Source organism: Paenibacillus sp. N3.4, from assembly GCF_008017805.1.
Taxonomy (GTDB): domain Bacteria; phylum Bacillota; class Bacilli; order Paenibacillales; family NBRC-103111; genus Paenibacillus_E.
This window is the reverse complement of sequence record NZ_VRTT01000014.1, coordinates 72,347-92,059: the sequence shown is the minus strand read 5'-3', so window position 1 is coordinate 92,059 and position 19,713 is coordinate 72,347. Positions and strand designations below refer to the sequence as shown.

Genomic DNA, 19,713 nt, shown 5'->3' with positions numbered 1-19,713 from the left:
GAAATGGCTAATTCGAAAATCATCGTCGTTGGTGGAGGCCTTGCGGGACTCATGGCGACAATTAAAGCAGCAGAGGCCGGAGTTCATGTGCAATTGTTCTCCTTGGTACCTGTGAAACGATCCCACTCCGTATGTGCGCAAGGCGGCATTAACGGTGCGGTGAATACCAAAGGTGAAGGCGACTCCACGTGGGAGCACTTTGATGATACAGTTTATGGCGGAGATTTCTTGGCAAATCAACCGCCTGTTAAAGCATTATGTGATGCAGCTCCAGGGATTATTCACTTGATGGACCGGATGGGCGTTATGTTTAACCGTACGCAGAAGGTCTTCTGGACTTCCGCCGTTTCGGTGGAACCAAGTATCACCGTACTGCATTCGCGGGCGCAACGACTGGTCAACAGTTGTTGTACGCTTTGGATGAGCAAGTTCGCCGCTGGGAAACAGCGGGTCTCGTTACGAAGTTCGAGCACTGGGAGTTCCTCGGTTCCGTTCTGGATGACGAAGGCGTGTGCCGTGGTATTGCGGCTCAAGATTTGCGGAGCATGGAAGTTCAAACATTCCCATCTGACGCAGTTATCTTGGCAACAGGCGGCCCTGGTATTATTTTCGGAAAAACAACGAACTCGGTTATCAATACAGGTACGGCAGCAAGCGCAGTCTATCAACAAGGCGTTAAGTATGCGAATGGTGAAATGATTCAAATTCATCCAACAGCGATTCCTGGAGACGACAAGCTTCGCTTGATGTCCGAGTCTGCGCGTGGTGAAGGTGGACGCATTTGGACCTATAAAGACGGTAAGCCTTGGTACTTCCTTGAAGAGAAATATCCGGCATACGGGAACTTGGTGCCGCGTGATATTGCGACTCGTGAAATTTTCTCCGTTTGCGTAGACCAAAAGCTTGGTATTAATGGCGAGAACATGGTCTATCTCGATCTTTCTCATAAAGATCCTAAAGAGCTGGATATTAAGCTCGGCGGTATTATGGAAATCTACGAGAAATTCATGGGTGACGATCCGCGCAAGATCCCAATGAAAATTTTCCCTGCGGTTCACTATTCGATGGGCGGCATCTGGGTTGACTATAACATGATGACGAACATTCCAGGCCTATTCGCTGCGGGTGAGTGTGAGTATCAGCATCACGGTGCAAACCGTCTTGGTGCAAACTCCCTTGTTTCGGCGATCTATGATGGCATGGTTTCCGGTCCTAAAGCGGTTGAGTATATTCGCGGCTTAGAGAAGCATGCGGACGACACATCCTCGATCGTTTTCGATCGTGAGAAGAAACGTCATGTGGACCGTTATGAAAACTTGCTCAAAATGAATAACGGCACAGAGAATGCTTATGTTCTGCACAAAGAGCTTGGCGACATGATGAATGCGAATATGACGGTTGTTCGTTACAACGACCGTTTGGAAGATACAATCGGTAAAATCAAAGATTTGAAACAAAGATACAACAACATCAACATCACGGATACGGCTCGTTGGAACAACCAAGGGGTTGCCTTCACGCGTCAGCTGTGGAACATGTTCGAGTTGGCGGAAGCGATGACGCTTGGCGCGTTAATGCGCAACGAGAGCCGCGGCGCGCATTACAAGCCGGAATTTACCGAGCGTGATGATGAGAATTTCATGAAAACAACCATTGCCGATTGGACGCCGGATGGTCCGAAAATCAGCTACGAAGAGATCGACGTTTCTTTGATTGCGCCACGTAAACGTGACTATTCGACGGAGAAGAAAAAGGGAGGACATTAATCATGGCGGAGACACTAAGCGCACAAAAAACAGTGAAGTTTATCGTGACTCGTCAAGAGAGTCCAGATTCAAAACCTTATGTTGAGGAGTTTGAGATTCCTTACCGTTCCAATATGAACGTCATCAGCGGTTTGATGGAAGTGCAACGTAATCCAAAGAACGCTAAAGGTGATAAAACAACGCCTGTTTGCTGGGAATCCAACTGTCTTGAGGAAGTTTGCGGTGCTTGTTCGATGGTTATCAACGGTAAGCCGCGCCAAGCTTGTTCAGCGCTCGTGGATAAACTGGAACAGCCGATTCGTGTAGCGCCAATGAGCACGTTCCCTGTTATGCGCGACCTCGTAATTGACCGTGGACGCATGTTCAACGCTTTGAAAAAGGTTAAAGCATGGGTTCCGATTGACGGAACTTACGATCTTGGACCAGGTCCTCGTATGGCCGAATCGAAGCGTCAATGGGCGTACGAGCTTTCTAAATGTATGACATGCGGCGTATGCTTGGAAGCTTGTCCGAACGTAAATGACAAAAACTCCTTTATCGGGCCTTCAGCGCTTTCCCAGGTTCGTTTGTTCAATGCTCATCCAACAGGTGAAATGAACAAAGACGAGCGTCTGGATACGTTGATGACAGATGGCGGTATCGAAGGCTGCGGCAACTCGCAAAACTGCGTACGCTCCTGTCCGAAAGGCATTCCGCTTACGACTTCCATTGCAGCGTTGAATGCTGATACAACGAAGCATTTGTTCAAGAAATGGTTAGGCGTGTAAGAATTATCCAAACAATAAAGCCCGATATCCTGTCTGCTGACAGGGTGTCGGGCTTTTCTTATTTTCTCATTTAGTTTTTTTGCTTTATGGTTTAGCAGCTGTTGGAACCGGTGCTCCCAGCAAAGTGATATCTACGCTCCGCAAGATGGAATTCCAGGTTATATTTGCCCCTAGTCCTTCGCTAATAACACGCAGCGGCACCATAGTGTGACCGTTGGATAATTGCGCTACGCCGTCGAGCAGGACTGCCTTGCCGTCGATCGTTGCTTGCTTCTCATTTAGCTTTATTTTCACTTGATGCGGCTGTGGTTGTGAGACTGTAGCGATAATGGGCTCGTCATTGGATGTCCAGTCAATCTTCGCACCCAGTGCGTCAGATATGAAACGTAAAGGAACATAAGTTAAATTGTTGGCATCATCGATATAGGCGGGTGCTTCAGTCATCGTGATGGGGCGACCATTTACTGTAACCTTGATACTACTTGATTGCTCAGCATCTACGTTTTTTTCATTGGGATTATGGATGGGAATTTCACTGTTGAGGCCAACACCCAATTGCCCAAACCGATTGTCTCCCCACATCCATAGGGTTCCATCTTTTTTAATGGCCGCATTGTGTTCTTCCCCTTGAGCAACGAAAACAATATCCGAAAGTCCTTCGACTTTTATTGGAGCTTTAAAATTGCAGGCATCGTCTGCTCTTAAAAGCTCTTTACAACCCCATGTCCAGACAGAGCCATCTTTTTTTGCGGCCACATTATCCCATCGGCCCGCAGACAATGCGGTCACATCGGTAAGTCCGGCAATCTGGAAGGGCTTATTTGCTGAGCTATTAACGTCTTCTTTTAACCTACTCCCCCAGGCCCATACGGTGCCATCTTTTTTCAAAGCGAGATGATGTATGGCGCCTGTTCCAGGTGCTAACTTAACGATATCGGATAATCCGGACACTTGTATGGCTTGAATGGTCTGAAGGGAATCTAAATATGGTAATGAAGATTCAGTCACGCTCCAGTTCCAAACCGTACCATCTTCTTTTAAAATGATGACTTCTGAGTTGTTCGAAGTCGAAATATCCACTACCTTGTCCAAACCTTCAATGACGCGGGGGGCTGGAGCGGTTGCCACCACATTCATGGTTTCCTTTAAGTTTGAGGAAGTAGGAAAGATCCATTGTACCCAAACCTTTCCGTCTTTCGCTAATGCGGCTGATAATCCTGCGCCGTTAGAGACTTTGGCGATATTTTTCAATCTAGTGATTTGAACAGGCTTATCATAAAAGGATGTAACCGTCTCGTCTTTATTTTGAATATACCTACTCCACAGCCAAACCGTACCATCATTTTTTACAGCCATTGCATTCGTATTGCTAAGAGATAGATCAATGATGTTACTAAGACCCTCCATTTTGGTTGGAGTGCCTGGGAATATCACGGTGTTTCCATTTTTCACTTCGAACTTGCTTCCCCATTGCCAGACATCACCTTTGTCATCTAATAAAGCTGATGCCCTGTATCCGGTAACAACCTGAACGGGTGTGTGCGAACTATTTGAGGACTCTTTTTCCGCGGCCAGGGCCATTGGCAATAACCCGGTTGACATGGTCAAAATGCCCGCCAACGTGACGGCTGCTGCTGTTTTAATAAGTTGGTGTGTTTTAGAATTAAATGCCATGAAAATGTGTTCCTCCTCAATAAACTTAAATTTGGTAATAATTCCCTTTATCCTATCTGCGATTATAGCATAAAAAATAGGTGAAATTACCAATATATTAAATTTATATCAAAGTTTTACGAACAACAACAACTAACCCATGCATTGCAAATAGCGGTAACAGAGAATAGGGGTATTCGGCGGTGTGGAGCCTTTGCGCATTTGACTACCTTTCATAAAAAAGCCTGTAAGACCGAACAAAATCGCACTTCCGACTGCTGCGATAAACCACATGCTGCGCGTTCTCCCTTGAATAAGAATAGTTTCATAATAGCATAGCGAAATAAAGCGAACTCGCGCAGGCTTCTCGGATTTGACGAGACATTTGCTTCTCGATAGAATAAGTTAAAGCGTTTCAAGAGTGAGGGAGTTCTTATGAACAAAAGCAAACAACCGACGATTGTAGACGTTGCTTTGGAAGCCGGTGTATCCATAGCAACAGTGTCTAATGTTCTTAATCGCAGGAAAGTGCCGATGGCACCGGAAACGATTCGCAAAGTGGAAGAAGCCGTTATACATCTAGGCTATCGTCGTAATGTGATGGCAACGAATCTCAGTCGGCGTCGATCTTATGAATTAGGATTGATCATTCCCCATTTTGGCGGCTATTATGGCCGATTTGCGGAAGAATTGGAAAAGAAGGTTCATCGCTTTGGCTATCATTTGTCCATATTTTCAGCGGCGGGGATGGACCCGGAGATTGAGCAGAGGCACTTGGAGTTCCTGCTTCAGCGCAGAGTGGATGGACTCGTCAGCCATGGCTTGGCGATGAGTATGGAATCTACGCAGAAATTGGTTGGAGAAGGCACGCCGCTTGTCATCTTTAATGGCTGGGGCTGGCCGGGCGATATGGTTAAGTTGGCCGTTAACTTGGATTTCGCTAAGGCATCCACCGAGGCTGTGCGACATCTTCTTGAGCGTGGCTGCCGTTCTGTCATATATGCAGGCAGGCGCAAAGGACTAGGTGCGGACGTACAACGCATTCATGGGTTTATGGCGGGAATTCGCGAGACGGATGCGGTTTCACATGCGCTGCTGGATGCCGGAGAGCTCGGCGTCGAAGGCACGTTGGATGAGGCTCTGAGGTTAAGCGGAGAGTTGAGGCCCATTGGAATCTACACGTTTAACGACGCGTTAGCGTTGGAAATCCTTGCGTTATGCCACGCCCGCGGGATACGTGTGCCTGAGGATATACAACTGATTGGCATGGACAACGAACTATATTCGAGGGCTAGCTATCCTTCCATTACGAGCTTCGACATGCCGTCGACCTGCAAACTAGTCTTGTTGCTTCTTTTCTTATGAAGCAAATTGGCGAGGAATTAGATCAGCAAAGCGCTGAACTGCTTGAAAAACGCCTGACCCAAGTGGAAGGGCACGAACTGCTAATAGATCTAGACATGATCGTACGCAAGTCCACGACCATATAAAAGAGACCGTTATCCTCTTCTATGGAAGAGTGAACGGTCTTCTTTTCTAAGGCAAAGGCTAGTTATTTAAGTGAGCAGCTCTCTATGATGAATCTCATCCCTATGTTTAAGGAACTCTTTGCCATACTCGCCGTGAGGATTGATATTGGCATGTTCAATTTGGATGGTGGAATGCGTAATGCCATACTTGCTTTGAAGTGCTTCATTAACAGCCAAAATAACACAGAACGGTTGGATATTAGGGTTGATGAACACATGAGCGGTTAGCGAGTAATGATTCGTTGAAATAGCCCATAGATGCATTTCATGCACATCCTCTACGCCTTCAACGAGAGCAATTTCTGCGCGGATTTCATCCAAATTGAATTGTTCAGGTACCGATTCCATCAAGATCAGATAAGACTCGCGGATGATTTTGCTGCCACCTATAAAAATAATACCGCCTATCACCATAGAAATTAATGGATCAAACCACAGTAAACCGGAAAAATAAATGATAATCGCAGAAGCAATGACACCTACCGAGCTGAGTAAGTCTCCAAAGAAGTGCCACAGCGCGCTTTTAACATTGAGATTATCTTCTTCCTTAACGCTATTATGAAGCACAAGCGTGAGAACGAGATTGACGATGAAACCAATGATGGCAATACCTAACATGAGCCCAAGTTCCATAGTCTGAGGGTGAATGATACGTTGAATTCCCTCAATGAAAATACCTAAAGCAATAACACAAAGCGCTAACCCATTTAGAAATGAAGCAATAATTTCAAATCGCAGGAAACCGAACGTGAATCTTGCATTCGGCTGATGCGTCGCTAATCGCAATGCAATCATACTTAGACCCAAAGCGATAACATCCGAAATCATATGTGCAGAATCCGAAAGCAGTGCCAGAGAATTAGAAAGCACGCCCCCCACGATTTCTACAATCGTGAAAAAGGCCGTCAAAATCAAAGTGACCCATAACGTTTTTCTCGATTTGGATTGATCCTTAACATGTTGCAAATGGTGAAAGTCGTATTCAACAGCCATACGGTTCCCCTCCTTTTAAGTGTCTAGTGAGAATGATTCTCTTATTTATAATAATTCTAATTAAGGGTAGTCTTATTATATGTCAGAGGTCGAGAACGTGCAACCTAAAATACTGGCAATAGATTAAAAGCGCTTTCTTATTTGTAATGTAATTGAAATATTCCTGTTATGGTTTCATAATGTTGGTGAGGTATTATAATAAACAAGACCCCCTTTTTAATATAAACTTTTGAACCCGGCCCCGTTGGCTGGGTTCCTTTTTTTTGTATATGACAAATAACCCTTGTAGAGTAAGGGTTTACGGGGCTTAGGGGTGATGTTGTAAGCTTTGAAAGTGAGTTCTGGTAGGAATCTGGTAGGGTTGCGTTAAATTTAGTGATTGTAATGGTTATTCGAGAAGATTCTGTAGTGCATTTGCTGCTTCTTGCTGCATATTGGGTGCTAAGTGAGAATAGGTATCAAGGGTTATTTGCACACTTGAGTGTCCCAACCTTTCTTGTACAACTTTGGGGTGTATCCCCAAAGTTAATAACAGCGAAGCACAAGTGTGTCTTAAATCATGGAAGAGGATCTGCCTCAAGCCTGTTTTCTCAAGAAGCCTGATCCATATATCGCGGCAGTTTTTCTTTAAATAGGGTTTACCTATTTTAGTACATACCAAGAAGCCAAGATCCTGATAATTATCACCAGCTGCTTCTCTTTCTTTTGCAATAATCTTTACTCTTTTAATTAATTCATTAATTAGTAGAGGGGAGAGGGAGATAGAGCGGTTCCCTGCATTTGTTTTAGTACCAATTTGCAAGTTCCTTTCCGAATCCATTATATGCCTCACGGAAATAATACCCCTTTTTAAATCGATATCTGAAAAACGCAAAGCACGAATTTCACCCATCCGCATCCCGCAATGAATTGCCAATACGAAATAATCTCAAGTCTATGACCATCAATGGCTTTTAGAAAAGTTTTAGCTTCATCCTTATCGACATAGGGTAAAGGGTCAGGAATGAACAGGTTTGCTATTACAAGTAAAATCGCTTCCATCTTGGAAAGAACCAAGTTACTAATGCTATAACGGTAAGAGCAATATAAACTACCATTAAGATTTTCTCCTTGTGGTTAATGAGTCGATTAATTGTATTTCGTTTTCCAATCCCACTTTTTCCATAGCACCCTTTCTCCATGCTCTTGCTGCACCACATCTTTGAGCATCCACAGGAAATTGCTCGCATTCTCAAAATCACCTGTGACGCAGCCAGCACAGAACTGGTGACAATTATCCATGACAAGCTTATAATTCCGGCTTTCTCCAACCTTTTCACTTGCTCGATAGCCAGCCATAGACGTACTTATTGTGCCATCCCAATCAGGATAACAAGGAACATAGATTTCGTGGTTAAATGTCGTAATATGCCCTGTAAATTCCTTTAAGCTCACTCTACGAATATGACCATTTCCGCTTAAATCAATGACCTCGCCATCTGACATATAAATACCAGAATGCTCCATTGTTCCGAATCCTAACTCCGTATAAATGACGGAGCCGTATGAAGGCTCAAGATTTTCTCTTGTCATAGTATGGTTCCTGATAGATTCAACTATAGATATCAGCCATTCACTCATACAGTCTTCTCCCTTCCCCTTCAAGATATTATGCTTTGTTCGATCTACCGGATCTTATCATCCAACGTATCATCTTGAATACGAAAAAGATTAAGTAAAATGGAGCAACTGCCCATCCGATAAACGTAGATATAATAATCTTATAGACGATGTAGTTTGAGATTGTTGTAAACACGGTAACATTGCGTTGCAATCTGCTTATCAGTGCCCAACCAAACGGTATGGTTAGCATTGCATATATTCCAATAATTGTAATCACCTTCTATTTTCAAGTATATAAGCGTCTCAAGATTTGGCTACAGCCTTTGACGCTTCTTCAACTGCTTTCAGTAGAATAGGTGTAACAGAGTAGGTGTTTGTATATTCTGTGACTCCAGGATTGTGTCTGTTGAAAATACGCTTTTTTGCTGTCAATTTTGAAACGATAGAATATGTTTTGTCCTTATGGTCGATTTTGATTCTGTGCGCTGTTGTACTCTTATAAACGAAGCGTACTCCAAATACACCTTTTTCTACTTTGAGGTCAGGGTGAGAAAAAGAGGTTGAGAGATATTGATATAACTGCTCATCCGTAATTGGGTTCAGAAGTTGATGCTCCTTATAATTCAGTTTAAATAATTTTACTCCTGCGATAAATTGCATTGAAAGGTAGGCTGCCGCCCATCCAATAACAACACCGAACAAGCATCCTACTGCACCTCCCATAGCGGCAAAAGCAATTGCTCCTAGTAAAATTAGAATAAGATACAATTTTTTGAATGCTTTCATGGGGTTCTCAAGTTGAATAGTTAATGGGGTAGATTCGCTTGTGGTTACACTGATTTCATTAGTTTCAGGTTGCATATAAGCAGCTCCTCTATCAAAAATAATGAGTTGTTATTACTTCAACTTTAAGTTATGCACATTTCTTAGATGCGCGCGCCTCCTCGCACGTAATTTCTATTTGTCATCATTGCATTTGGAAAAGCCAGAGTGAGAATCAGGTACGTTATTCTTGATCGTATCAATGATAAGTTGTCTGAGATCGTCGGACGTTAGTACTGTCAGTACTGCGTTCTTGTCCTTTGAAGAACTATTCCTCTGTTCGGAACTAGCGATCAAGCTTTCAATTGAAGTATCAAGCCCACATGCGATCTTATCTAGCGTTTTAATCGTCGGATTTTTCTCGCCTCGCTCAACTTGGCCTAAATAAGACGTGTTGAGTCCGGCATGAAGAGCCAATTGTTCTTGACTCAATCCTTTTTGGAGCCGCAGAACTCGTATTTTTTCTCCAATATTTTGTATTGTACTCAAGTTTTCTCACCTCTATAAAAAGGATAGACTTTCCTTTTGTAAGCCTCAATATGATATGTCCATTAAAAAAGTGCTTATAAATAAGCTCTAGTGATTATCTTGTTTGAATTGATGGCTAGATGTACGATTCCTCCTTTTTTTGACAACAAAAAAGACGCCTACTACGAGGCAACAGCCAGAAAGCATGAGAAAGAAAATTTCATCTCACAAATCTGTACTATTGTCTGTGTCTGCGTCAAAATGTTTGATATTATTGGCAGCTAATGCAAAGATCAGAGTCTTTGCGGCTGTGTAGTTCGCTATGAATGCTGCGAGTCTGCAAATTATTATGGATTGAATAAAACTGCTACCGCTGCTACCATACCCTTTTTTTGGGAGATACTCAAGAGGGAATCTAAGTGCGATCACATCAATCCCTTTTCCTTTAAACTAACATAGCTGTTGTCCCCGATAATGAGATGGTCAACCACTTCTATACCAATAAGTTCCCCGACTTTGACGAGCCTTTGTGTTAATTAGATATCCTCCTGTGAAGGAGTGGAGTCCCCACTTGGATGGTTGTGCGCACACAGAATCGAGGCGCTACATCTTTTCAGCGCCGCATGGAATACCTCGCGTGGATGCACAATAGCAGCATTAAGGCTACCGATAGATCTCCTTAAAGGTTACACGATTTTTGGTATTAAGAAACAAACATATGAAATGTTCCTTGTTCAAATGTCTGAAATCAGGCTCCAGAAGTTCAAATGCATCTTTAGGACAGCGAATGATGGGCTTACCTTGTGTTGGAATTGTAAGAGTAGTTGCTAGCTTCAACAGTGCAGTGATCTGTCTCATTTTGCTCTCTCCTACCCCCTTTATGCTGAGTAACTGTTGTTCTGAAACGTCCATCAACTCTGCCTTAGTCGGGAAACGCTCAAATAATTGCTGAATAAGATAGCTGTCTGGACGTTCCCTCAAAGATTCCGATATCAGCCTTTTCAATTCTTCTTTGTGATAATCATTCATAATATACTCCTCCTGATTTTTAAAGATTGGAAAAACAAAGAGCCGGACACGTTTTGAATGTGTCCGGTAATTGCATGTGAGCCTCTCGCGAGGACTACCTATCATGCCTAGGTATCAGGGATATAATATAGATTTCATTTGTTTAATATTACTTTCTTTCAATGGGATTAACGACTCATCTTTATAGTTCTAAAAAAGGAAAATGCCGGAAAATGTCGAAGTGTAACTAATAGTGTAAATGAATTTTTCTACTGAGGGGCGTTCATATATGTATCTTTCAGAAGTGAGAATTACAAACTTTAGGAAGTTTGGTCAAGGAAGCGCCGGTGAACCTGGATTGGTTCTCGTCTTGAATAAAGGTCTTAATGTACTTATTGGTGAAAATGATGCTGGAAAAACCACAGTAATAGATGCAATTAAATTTGTATTGTTAACTCAAAGTAGAGAATATTCCAGACTTGAAAAAGAAGATTTTCATGATACTTCAAACGAATTGAAAATTGAATGTGTTTTTAAAGGGTTTACTATAAATCAGGCCAAAGATTTCTTAGAATGGATTTCAATTGATTCTGATAAAGAATACAGTCTTCGTGTGTTTTAGGTGCGAAAAAGATGCTAAAGGGAAGATATTAATTGAAGATGTCCATGCAGGAAGTGATAGTGAAGGACAGATTCTTCATAGTAAAGCACGCGATCTACTTAGAACAATTTACCTTAAGCCTCTAAGAGATGCGGAAAATGAACTTGCCGCTAGACGGAATTCACGATTGTCTCAAATTTTAAATTCGCATCCAGAATTCTCTGTGGGGGATGAGCACAGATTAGTTGAAATTATTAAAGATGCAAATCAAAAAATAAAGGAATACTTCGATTACGACGAATTGACTAGTGATGAAAAAACAATATTAAGATCAATCAATACTTATTTATCCAAATTTTCTGACAATAAAAACCTGTTGCGTTCAAACATTGAATTAGCTGCGGTTAACCTTAAAATGATTTTAGAAAAAATTGATCTTTTACTTGTCACTACGAAATCAGGTTTAGGTTCTCTTAATCAATTATACATCGCAGCGGAGTTACTGCTTTTACAAATTGAAAAAACTGAAGGTATTAATCTCGCACTAATTGAAGAAATAGAGGCTCATTTACACCCTCAAGCCCAGATAAGAGTCATAGATTACTTGCAAGAACTAAGTGAGAACAGTAAGTCTCCAATGCAGATACTTTTAACGACACACAGCGTTACATTAGCTTCGATTATAAAATTGAATAACTTGATAGTTTTTGCTGAAGGCAAGGCCTTTTCTCTAGCAGAAGGCAATACTAAACTACATAGTGGCGACTATAGATTTCTAGAAAGATTCTTAGATTCCACCAAAGCAAATTTATTCTTTGCAAAAGGGATTATTATCGTCGAAGGAGACGCGGAGAACCTATTACTGCCGACTCTAGCCGATAAACTTGGGAAATCCTTCGCTAAAAACGGAGTTTCAATTGTCAATGTAGGAAGTACTGCAATGCTGAGATATTCAAAAATATTTGTGAGACATTCTGTACCTAAAATGCTACTACCAGTTGCAATTATTTCCGATTGTGACGAGAAGGTATCCAAGGTCGATAAAGAGACTGATACAATTACTATGCTTCCTGACAGACATCCGCAAACAACAAGATTTGATAAGAAACTTAAGTATAGTGATGATAATGTTAACGCCTTTATTTCTCATGAGTGGACTCTTGAATTTGATGTGGCTTGTAGTTGTTTAAAAAAAGAATTATTTGCCGCAATTTTAATGGCAAAAGATTATATCAATCAGGATAAAGCTTTGACAGATGAAAAAGAAGCAAAAGAAATCAAAAAAATCAGTGATTATTTAACGGAAGCTGAAAAAAAGATAAATGAATGGAATACCTACGACTCTTTTACACTAGCTTCAAATATAGTGAGAGATGTAGTTCTGAAAAAATACATTTCAAAAGCTGTGGTAGCTCAATGTTTTTCTGAAATCTTGAAAGAACGTAGTTTCACAATTCAGGAAGTACAAGTTATCAGAAGTGACATTTACCTAAAGTATTTAGTTGATGCTATAGATTATGTGACAGGAGTCTAAGGAAATGTATGAGATAATTGTAACTGATGAGGACATTAAATACGCAGCGAGTGTTCTGAACATACCGAGGGGCTTTGATGTGCCAAGAATTGACGCTATCAAATGCATGAAGAGTAGAGATATAGTCGCATGCCCTGGTAGCGGAAAAACCACAGTTTTGCTCGCTAAACTAATAATACTATCACGGCATATACCTTTGAAAAAAAATAAAGGTATATGCATTCTTACTCATACTAACGTTGCAATTGATGAAATAAAAGATCGGTTAGGCGATAAAGCCAATAAACTTCTCTCTTACCCCAATTTTGTTGGAACGTTGCATTCATTTATCAGTAAGTTTATAGCCAGTCCAGCATTTGTTAAATATTATTCTTCAAGGATATCTAGGGTATTTGAAACAGACGATTATAAGTTACGATTAGTAAGAAAATATAAAAGCCTATATCCTCCATTTTCAGGAAGTAAACTAGATAAATTTCTCTATGGAAGATTAGATGAGGAGATAAAAGAATCAAGGGATAATATCACAATAGGAAAAGCAAAAGAAGAAATACTTCGCTCTTTAGAATTTGATTATAGCGATAGCGCCATAAAAAAAGTGGCTTTTAATAAAAAGACCACTGTTTTAAAAAATCCTGACACAGATTCTTATAAAGAATACACAAAGTTGATTGATGAACTTCTAAATGACGGAGTATGCTCTTACAATGAACTCCAAGGACTTGCACTGAGATATGTAAATGAATTTGAAAAGGAACTGCAAAGCATTTTTTCAGAGCGCTTTTCGTTTGTTTTTGTGGACGAAATGCAAGATACTAGCGATCTTCAGATGCGAATATTAAATAAGGTTTTTGATGATCAAAAAGTAATCTTTCAATGTTTTGGTGACCCGCAGCAAACAATTTATGAATCTGAGGATAAGGGGTGTGCTTGGCAACCAAAGGAACCTCTGTTCATTATAAATAGTAACAGAATGAGTAAAAGTATAGCAAAGGTGGCAGATGTTGTTGCTCTACAACCTTATGGAATGCAAGGTAGAGAATCTCAAAAAGATAACTTATATTCACCTGTCATTATTACATATAAAGATAATGATGTGTCACATGTACCTGAAACTTTTGCAAAGCTAATTATTAATTGTCAATTGAATGAGCAGGATAGTGCAATATTCAAAGCTGTTGGAATGGTGAAAGCCAGAAATGAAGGGTTATCAATTACAAGCTACTTTCCTGAATTTGAAAAGTACGGAGTCAGAAAGAAAGTTAATAATGATTTCTCCGGACTTCGGAGTTACTTAGTAAAGCTTGATAGTGAAGTAATTGAGAAAGAAGGTACAAAGGCATACTACAGTCGATTCATTCTAGCAATTTTGAAGTTCTTACGAATTAACGATATTAAGACTACCGAAAACAGATATTTTTCAAATGCAGCTTTTTTGAAGCATTTACGTGAAACGGATGAAAGGTTATATAAAACAACTCATAGATACTTTGCAAGAATAATATTAAAAATAGAAAAAGAGAAATCTGTAACAGCAAGTTTCCAGCATATGATTGCTATCATAATGAATCGGTTGTTCAGTTATAAAGTTGACTTTTCTAAAGATGAATTTATATATGGGACTGCTATCTCTCCGACATTAGCAGTTAAAGAGGCAAATGAGAGCACATACACATATGAAGATTTAAGTATTGAGATAGATAGTGTTCATGGAGTTAAAGGTCAAACACATACTGCCACCTTATATTTGGAAACTTTTTATTTTTCTAAAACAAATGAAAGCATCATTAAGTATTTGATTGGGGAACAAAATTCAAGCATTGAAGAACACGTAGATAAGCACATACGAGTTGCGTATGTTGCTATGACGAGGCCAACTGAATTACTGTGTATAGTATTAAATGAAGAGGTCTATTTTAATAACAAATTAAAATTAAATGATTTAGGGTGGGTTCATCATTTGGACATACTTTAGTCTGAGAAAGAGTATTTTAGTTTTTTGTAAAATATTTAACGACCAAGTGAGGGAAATATGAATGAATTACACTAACGTAATTGCAACTATTGAAAAAATTTATAATAATAATTCTGATGAAAATCTATGTCTGTTAATTGATGGGGATTGGGGAATTGGTAAAACTTACACTATCAAAAAATGGAGTGAGGAGAGCAAAGAAAAGTATGATTTTAAATATGTATCCGTATTTGGAAAATTGTCTGTTAAAGAAATTGAGAGGGATTTAATTTTACAATTGTATGAAGTGTTTAATTCACTACAAAAAGTAACTGATAATAATATGGTGAAAATAGGTAGTAATATGGCTAAAAAAGTGGCTAAAAAATTTACAGGTATTGATTTTAATTTAAGTGACTTGATTGAGAATATATCCATAGAGAATATTTCAAATGGTAACTCAAACAGAAAAATTATATTATGTATTGATGATATTGAGAGAAAATCAAAGAACATTGCCATTAAAGACTTGCTTGGATTAATAGAAAGAGCCTCGACCAATTTTAATGTTATTATAATAGCAAATTCATTAAAGCTAAATGAGGACTTAAAAGACTTCAGTGATTATAAAGAAAAGATAGTAGATTATGAATTTAAAATTAATGAGTTAGATCCTAACATATTGAAAGAGATTGCTTTGTATAAAATTCCATATTTAACCAAAGATCTTCTTGAGTCAATTGTGCAAGCTTATATTAATGAGGGTTCAATTCTCATTAACTTCAATAATAACACTGTTACAAAAAAAGAAATACTTTCGGAGAAAAGTAATATTCGTATTTATAAAAAGTTTATAGATTTGATTAAACTTGTAAATGAAGAGGCAATTGATATATTTAACAAAAAAGATGTTTTTAACTTAGATCAAAATACCATAACTTTGTGCAAAAATGTAGTTCACCATTATTATTTTGGTAGTGAGAAAGATATCAAAGAAGCTTCTGGTGCAAATTATGATAAATTATCTCTTTTTAAAGAAATTCAAAAGATATTTAAATATGAAAATTATAATAAAAGCATTTTACGAGATTACTTTTTGAATGATACTGAAATTAGTAAAGATATTAGAATCTTATACGAAGTTTACAAATTGAATAGAACTGATTTAACAACATTGCTCGATAAGATTGGTCATAATATTTCGAATGATAATTTATTCTATTTTGTGGGGCAAAAGCAAATAATTTCACTTGCTGATATTTTGAATGATTTAGAGATGCTTGAAAAATTCAAAGAGAAATTACTTGAAATAGCTGGTAAGTTATACAGTCCCGAAATAGAGATGCAACCACCTTACTTTGATAGTGACGACTGGTGTAATGTTGATTATTATGGAATGGAACCTTGTAGCCGGGGGACATTTGAAATAATTAATTCTATAAATAAGATTAATCGTGAGAAGCATAGATCACTTTTAATGCAAAGTATAATGAAGCGTTAAACCAAAATGATATCTGTACATTGGAGAAGATAGTAACAAATATCCACATTGAAAAGTTACATGTTTTTGAAACTTTGTTTACAACTGCATTTGAAAAAATAAAAGCTCAATTTAGCGTCGATACATGGAAATTTATATATTTACTGATTGACAGGACGGACAGCAGTACAATAAAAGATTTTTTTACCGATAGAGAAAAACAGGAATCAGATTTACTTTTGAAAAAAAGATATAAGCAGCTGAATGAAGTTTTGACTGAAAAAATGTATTTTGAGAGTGAGGCTGAACGTCACCAGGGAAGTACTGATGATTAATATTAGAGAGATAAAAATCATGATTACATTATTTCTACTTCTGAGTGATTCGGTGCACTAAACCTACATTTAATTAAGCGGCCTACAAGGTTTTTAGGGGCAATGAAAATTTTGAGATTTGGAGTTGAAGAAATTATGGACGTTATTGCATCTCAACAAACATACGCTGTAATAATTGCAGTAGAAAATTATCAATTTAATATTTCTCAAGTACATTATGCTGAGAATGATGCTAGAGCATTTTACAGTTGGCTCATAAATGACATGGGTGTACCTATAGAAAATGTGAAAATGTGGATTAATCAAGATGCAACCGCAACAGCGTTACGGCAAGAACTTTCATATGAGATCAGAAATCTTCAAGAAGATAATCGATTTATATTCTATTACGCTGGGCATGGCTTCTATGCTGATGGATCTAATAGGATAACAACTTGGGACACACACACAGCCAATCTTAGTGGTACAACCGTTGCTCTAAAGGATATTTTGTTTGATCCCTTACATAATTCCGAATGTAATAAGAGTCTAATATTTATTGACGCATGTGCAAGCCACATTCAAGAACAATTTCCTTCACGAGATTTACTTTCAGAGATGAGCAATAATGAATTTGTTGATTTTGTTCGTTCGAGTAATTATCAAGCTATGTTCTTATCTTGTTCTCCTGGAGAAAAATCGTATCCCAGTAACATATTGCAGCATGGGATTTGGACGTACCATCTTATTAAGGCGCTTAAGGGTGATGTTAGGGAGGCCTTAGTAAGGGATCAATACATTACTGATACTTCTTTACAAAATTATCTTCGACAAGCTGTGCCCGAATTTATTAGAAGTCGAACTACATTACGTGCTAATCAAACGCCGTGGGCTCAAATATCAAGCTCCAACACATTTGCGGTATGTGATCTTGGTATAGACGAGCAAAACTTCGATTTACCATTAATGGGTATTGATTTAGCTTATGAAGATATGATGTTTCGACAAAATGAAGCACAAAATGTTCGGAACCTTCCTGGCTTTAATAGAAGTACGCATAGGGAACCTGAGTACCATTCAGGAAACGCAAATAACTTCATAAATCGACTTATGACCACACCGATTTCAGAGGAAATTAATACAATTTATGAGCGTTGTAAGGACATCCTTGGCTTGCGACGGAGGGATATTACTAAGAGCGTTCAAGATGGTGGTGGCTCCTTAGATTCTAGTTTGTTTCGTTTCACAATCGATTCTTTGCAAAATCCTGATAACCCTAAACAAGTTATGATTATTCGTACATTAATACTCCTCACGGATGCTAACGAACTTCCTGAAAACTTTGAGCGAGTTTTTCCAATCCGCCCAGATGAAATTGTTATCCCAATTAACGGAGAGATTGATTTCGATTTAATGGTTGAAAAGTTCGAGGATGCCGAGGATGAGATTGGTGGTAATTTAGTTGAGGATGATATAAGGGGTTATATTGAATATCAAGCACCTGACGGAGTAAAGTTTACCATTTTAACTGCAACAAATGAACTAATAATTAAGCCAAGGGGTACAAGGACTATTATGGAGATGTTATCAAGCGCCAAAACAAGTCTAATTGCACTGTCTCATGTAAACCAACTGGAACTAGAATAATAATCATTTTTCTTGATCTCTTAACCTGTCAATATGTTCAGAAACTTGTTGGATAATAATTGAAGTCTCTGACAATAAGAATATGAGGGTTCCTGCACAAATAAACCAAATAAATTTTGTGCACATATTTCCTCTTTGATGGAACTCTTGGATGTTTGTGATGGAATATGTATTTTGGTCACACTTTTTCATTCTGATCGTTGCGGACCATTCGAATGCAGAAACATTAAACTGAAGAAAGGCTTGTCCTACAAGACTTTCTTCAGTTTTTCCCTTAATGTACAAAACCCTATCTCTCGAATGCGGCGATGAGGTCATGTAAATAATCCCTGGTAGGATTTCTGGTAGGGAATGAGACACTCCGCATTCCGCGGCGCATTGAAAATGAAATCCCTTCATTCTCTGAAAATAGCTCAAACCCTTGCCACACAAGGCTTTACGCCTTAGTTTTCCTTATCTCTCAAACCTTAAAAAATCACTAAATTCCCGGAACCTACGCCCCGTTGGCTGGGTTCCTTTTTTTATGTCATGACAAATAACCCTTGTAGAGTAAGGGTTTACGGGGCGTAGAGATGTAGTTTTACATTTCTAAAGGGAGTCTTGGTAGGATTCTGGTAAGGTTAGCGGTCAGCTAACGCACACTTTTGCATTTGTTCAAGCACTGATTTTGGCATTGAGCTAGATTTGGACACAAAAAGTTTACAAGTCGGCGACGTGCATGATACAAGTAAGCCTTAAACTAAATAGCGAAACGTACTGCTCCGTTATGACAACAACCTACTGTTGGTTGAGTCGGCTTATTCGAGCATAGTACAATAGATGGGATTCCTCGACCGAGAGGCATACAGTTTGGTTGTACATTTTGCAGTGTTATGTGGAGGACGAATGGAGAAAACCAAAATTTTAATTATCGAGGATGAGGCAGCTATTGCGGATTTGCTCGAGTACGGGTTGAACAAGGAAGGATATTTGACCAAGAAGGCACAAACAGGAGCCGAAGGTTGGAAAATACTTGAGACGTTTAAGCCGGACTTGCTGTTGCTGGACTGGATGCTGCAGGGCGAGAGCGGTCTTGACATTTGCAAAAAAGTGACAGCAGCTTATAACATGCCGATTGTTATGATTACGGCGAAATCCGATATAACCGATAAAATACTAGGTCTGGAATTCGGAGCGGACGACTATATTACGAAACCTTTTGATCTACGGGAAGTTGTAGCCCGAATTCGAACGATTTTACGGCGAATTGCCCAAGCGAATCGGACGAGCATAGAATCCAAAGAGGAGCTTATTCGAATTAAGGATATTGTGATTTCTACAGCGGAGCGAATAGTCCAAAAAAACGATGAATGGATTGATTTGACGCCCAAAGAATATGACCTCCTGATGATGCTGTACCAGTACAGGGGCAGAATCTTCACCCGGACGGAACTGCTGGATACGGTATGGGGATACGATTATGCCGGGGATACGAGAACGGTCGATACGCATATTCAACGGTTGCGCAAAAAGCTGGGCTTCAGCGACTTGATCACTACTGTATTCAGCATCGGCTATAAATTCGAGAAGTAGGTG

17 protein-coding genes and 2 pseudogenes are annotated in these 19,713 nt (G+C 39.4%); 10 read left to right on the top strand and 9 right to left on the bottom strand.

Going from position 1 to position 19,713, the window contains the following annotated elements; translation table 11 throughout:
- The first annotated feature begins 3 nt into the window (after window positions 1–3).
- Window positions 4–1,766: pseudogene (sdhA, locus tag FU659_RS09675) on the top strand (succinate dehydrogenase flavoprotein subunit).
- A gap of 2 nt (window positions 1,767–1,768) precedes the next feature.
- Window positions 1,769–2,533: a succinate dehydrogenase iron-sulfur subunit gene (sdhB, locus tag FU659_RS09670; RefSeq protein ID WP_147947383.1), complete on the top strand. Its 765-nt coding sequence runs from the start codon at window positions 1,769–1,771 to the stop codon at window positions 2,531–2,533.
- Between the two features lie 84 nt (window positions 2,534–2,617).
- On the opposite strand, the gene FU659_RS09665 is transcribed toward sdhB, so the two are convergent.
- Window positions 2,618–4,207 (bottom strand): stalk domain-containing protein, encoded by a 1,590-nt coding sequence (locus FU659_RS09665; RefSeq protein ID WP_147947382.1) that lies wholly within the window; start codon window positions 4,205–4,207, stop codon window positions 2,618–2,620.
- Between the two features lie 132 nt (window positions 4,208–4,339).
- Window positions 4,340–4,480, bottom strand: a complete 141-nt coding sequence (locus tag FU659_RS35320; RefSeq protein ID WP_187274040.1) for a hypothetical protein — start codon at window positions 4,478–4,480, stop codon at window positions 4,340–4,342.
- 141 nt (window positions 4,481–4,621) lie between these two features.
- Here FU659_RS35320 and FU659_RS09660 point away from each other — a divergent pair, with 141 nt between their 5' ends.
- Entirely contained in the window at window positions 4,622–5,551 is a 930-nt protein-coding gene (locus FU659_RS09660; protein ID WP_147947381.1) for a LacI family DNA-binding transcriptional regulator, read from the top strand.
- A gap of 191 nt (window positions 5,552–5,742) precedes the next feature.
- Here FU659_RS09660 and FU659_RS09655 read toward each other — a convergent pair whose 3' ends face one another.
- The 7 genes and pseudogenes from FU659_RS09655 to FU659_RS36975 form a co-directional block, all read right to left on the bottom strand.
- Complete coding sequence (locus tag FU659_RS09655; RefSeq protein WP_147947380.1) at window positions 5,743–6,708, bottom strand: cation diffusion facilitator family transporter; 966 nt, start codon at window positions 6,706–6,708, stop codon at window positions 5,743–5,745.
- 388 nt (window positions 6,709–7,096) lie between these two features.
- Window positions 7,097–7,624, bottom strand: coding sequence for a site-specific integrase (locus FU659_RS09650; protein ID WP_147947379.1), 528 nt, complete (start codon window positions 7,622–7,624; stop codon window positions 7,097–7,099).
- 212 nt (window positions 7,625–7,836) lie between these two features.
- Window positions 7,837–8,328, bottom strand: a complete 492-nt coding sequence (locus FU659_RS09645) for a lecithin retinol acyltransferase family protein (protein WP_147947378.1) — start codon at window positions 8,326–8,328, stop codon at window positions 7,837–7,839.
- Between the two features lie 285 nt (window positions 8,329–8,613).
- Window positions 8,614–9,171 carry a hypothetical protein gene (locus tag FU659_RS09640; RefSeq protein ID WP_147947377.1) on the bottom strand — a complete coding sequence of 186 codons (558 nt, stop codon included), beginning with the start codon at window positions 9,169–9,171 and terminating at the stop codon, window positions 8,614–8,616.
- Between the two features lie 96 nt (window positions 9,172–9,267).
- The gene (locus FU659_RS09635) at window positions 9,268–9,621 is read right to left on the bottom strand and encodes a helix-turn-helix domain-containing protein (RefSeq protein ID WP_147947376.1); all 354 of its coding nucleotides are present in this window, start codon (window positions 9,619–9,621) and stop codon (window positions 9,268–9,270) included.
- 404 nt (window positions 9,622–10,025) lie between these two features.
- A pseudogene (locus FU659_RS36980) lies at window positions 10,026–10,247 on the bottom strand (JAB domain-containing protein).
- A 16-nt stretch (window positions 10,248–10,263) separates the two neighbouring features.
- Window positions 10,264–10,629, bottom strand: a complete 366-nt coding sequence (locus tag FU659_RS36975; RefSeq protein ID WP_261807726.1) for a JAB domain-containing protein — start codon at window positions 10,627–10,629, stop codon at window positions 10,264–10,266.
- Window positions 10,630–10,867: 238 nt separating this feature from the next.
- On the opposite strand from FU659_RS36975, the gene FU659_RS09625 reads away from it, so the two are divergent.
- The 7 genes from FU659_RS09625 to FU659_RS09595 all read left to right on the top strand — a co-directional run bounded on the left by FU659_RS09625 (window position 10,868) and on the right by FU659_RS09595 (window position 19,710).
- Window positions 10,868–11,230, top strand: a complete 363-nt coding sequence (locus FU659_RS09625; RefSeq protein WP_147947375.1) for an ATP-dependent nuclease — start codon at window positions 10,868–10,870, stop codon at window positions 11,228–11,230.
- Entirely contained in the window at window positions 11,193–12,743 is a 1,551-nt protein-coding gene (locus FU659_RS09620) for an ATP-dependent nuclease (protein ID WP_147947374.1), read from the top strand. The genes FU659_RS09625 and FU659_RS09620 overlap by 38 nt, the downstream gene beginning before the upstream one ends.
- A 4-nt stretch (window positions 12,744–12,747) precedes the next feature.
- Window positions 12,748–14,718 (top strand): UvrD-helicase domain-containing protein, encoded by a 1,971-nt coding sequence (locus FU659_RS09615; RefSeq protein WP_147947373.1) that lies wholly within the window; start codon window positions 12,748–12,750, stop codon window positions 14,716–14,718.
- A gap of 61 nt (window positions 14,719–14,779) precedes the next feature.
- Window positions 14,780–16,198 (top strand): P-loop NTPase fold protein, encoded by a 1,419-nt coding sequence (locus tag FU659_RS09610; RefSeq protein WP_147947372.1) that lies wholly within the window; start codon window positions 14,780–14,782, stop codon window positions 16,196–16,198.
- Window positions 16,199–16,218: 20 nt separating this feature from the next.
- The gene (locus FU659_RS09605; RefSeq protein ID WP_147947371.1) at window positions 16,219–16,512 is read left to right on the top strand and encodes a hypothetical protein; all 294 of its coding nucleotides are present in this window, start codon (window positions 16,219–16,221) and stop codon (window positions 16,510–16,512) included.
- Between the two features lie 102 nt (window positions 16,513–16,614).
- A complete protein-coding gene (locus FU659_RS09600; RefSeq protein WP_261807725.1) occupies window positions 16,615–18,138 on the top strand; it encodes a caspase family protein in 1,524 nt (507 codons plus the stop codon).
- Between the two features lie 885 nt (window positions 18,139–19,023).
- Window positions 19,024–19,710 (top strand): response regulator transcription factor, encoded by a 687-nt coding sequence (locus tag FU659_RS09595; protein ID WP_147947370.1) that lies wholly within the window; start codon window positions 19,024–19,026, stop codon window positions 19,708–19,710.
- The last annotated feature ends 3 nt before the right edge of the window (window positions 19,711–19,713 follow it).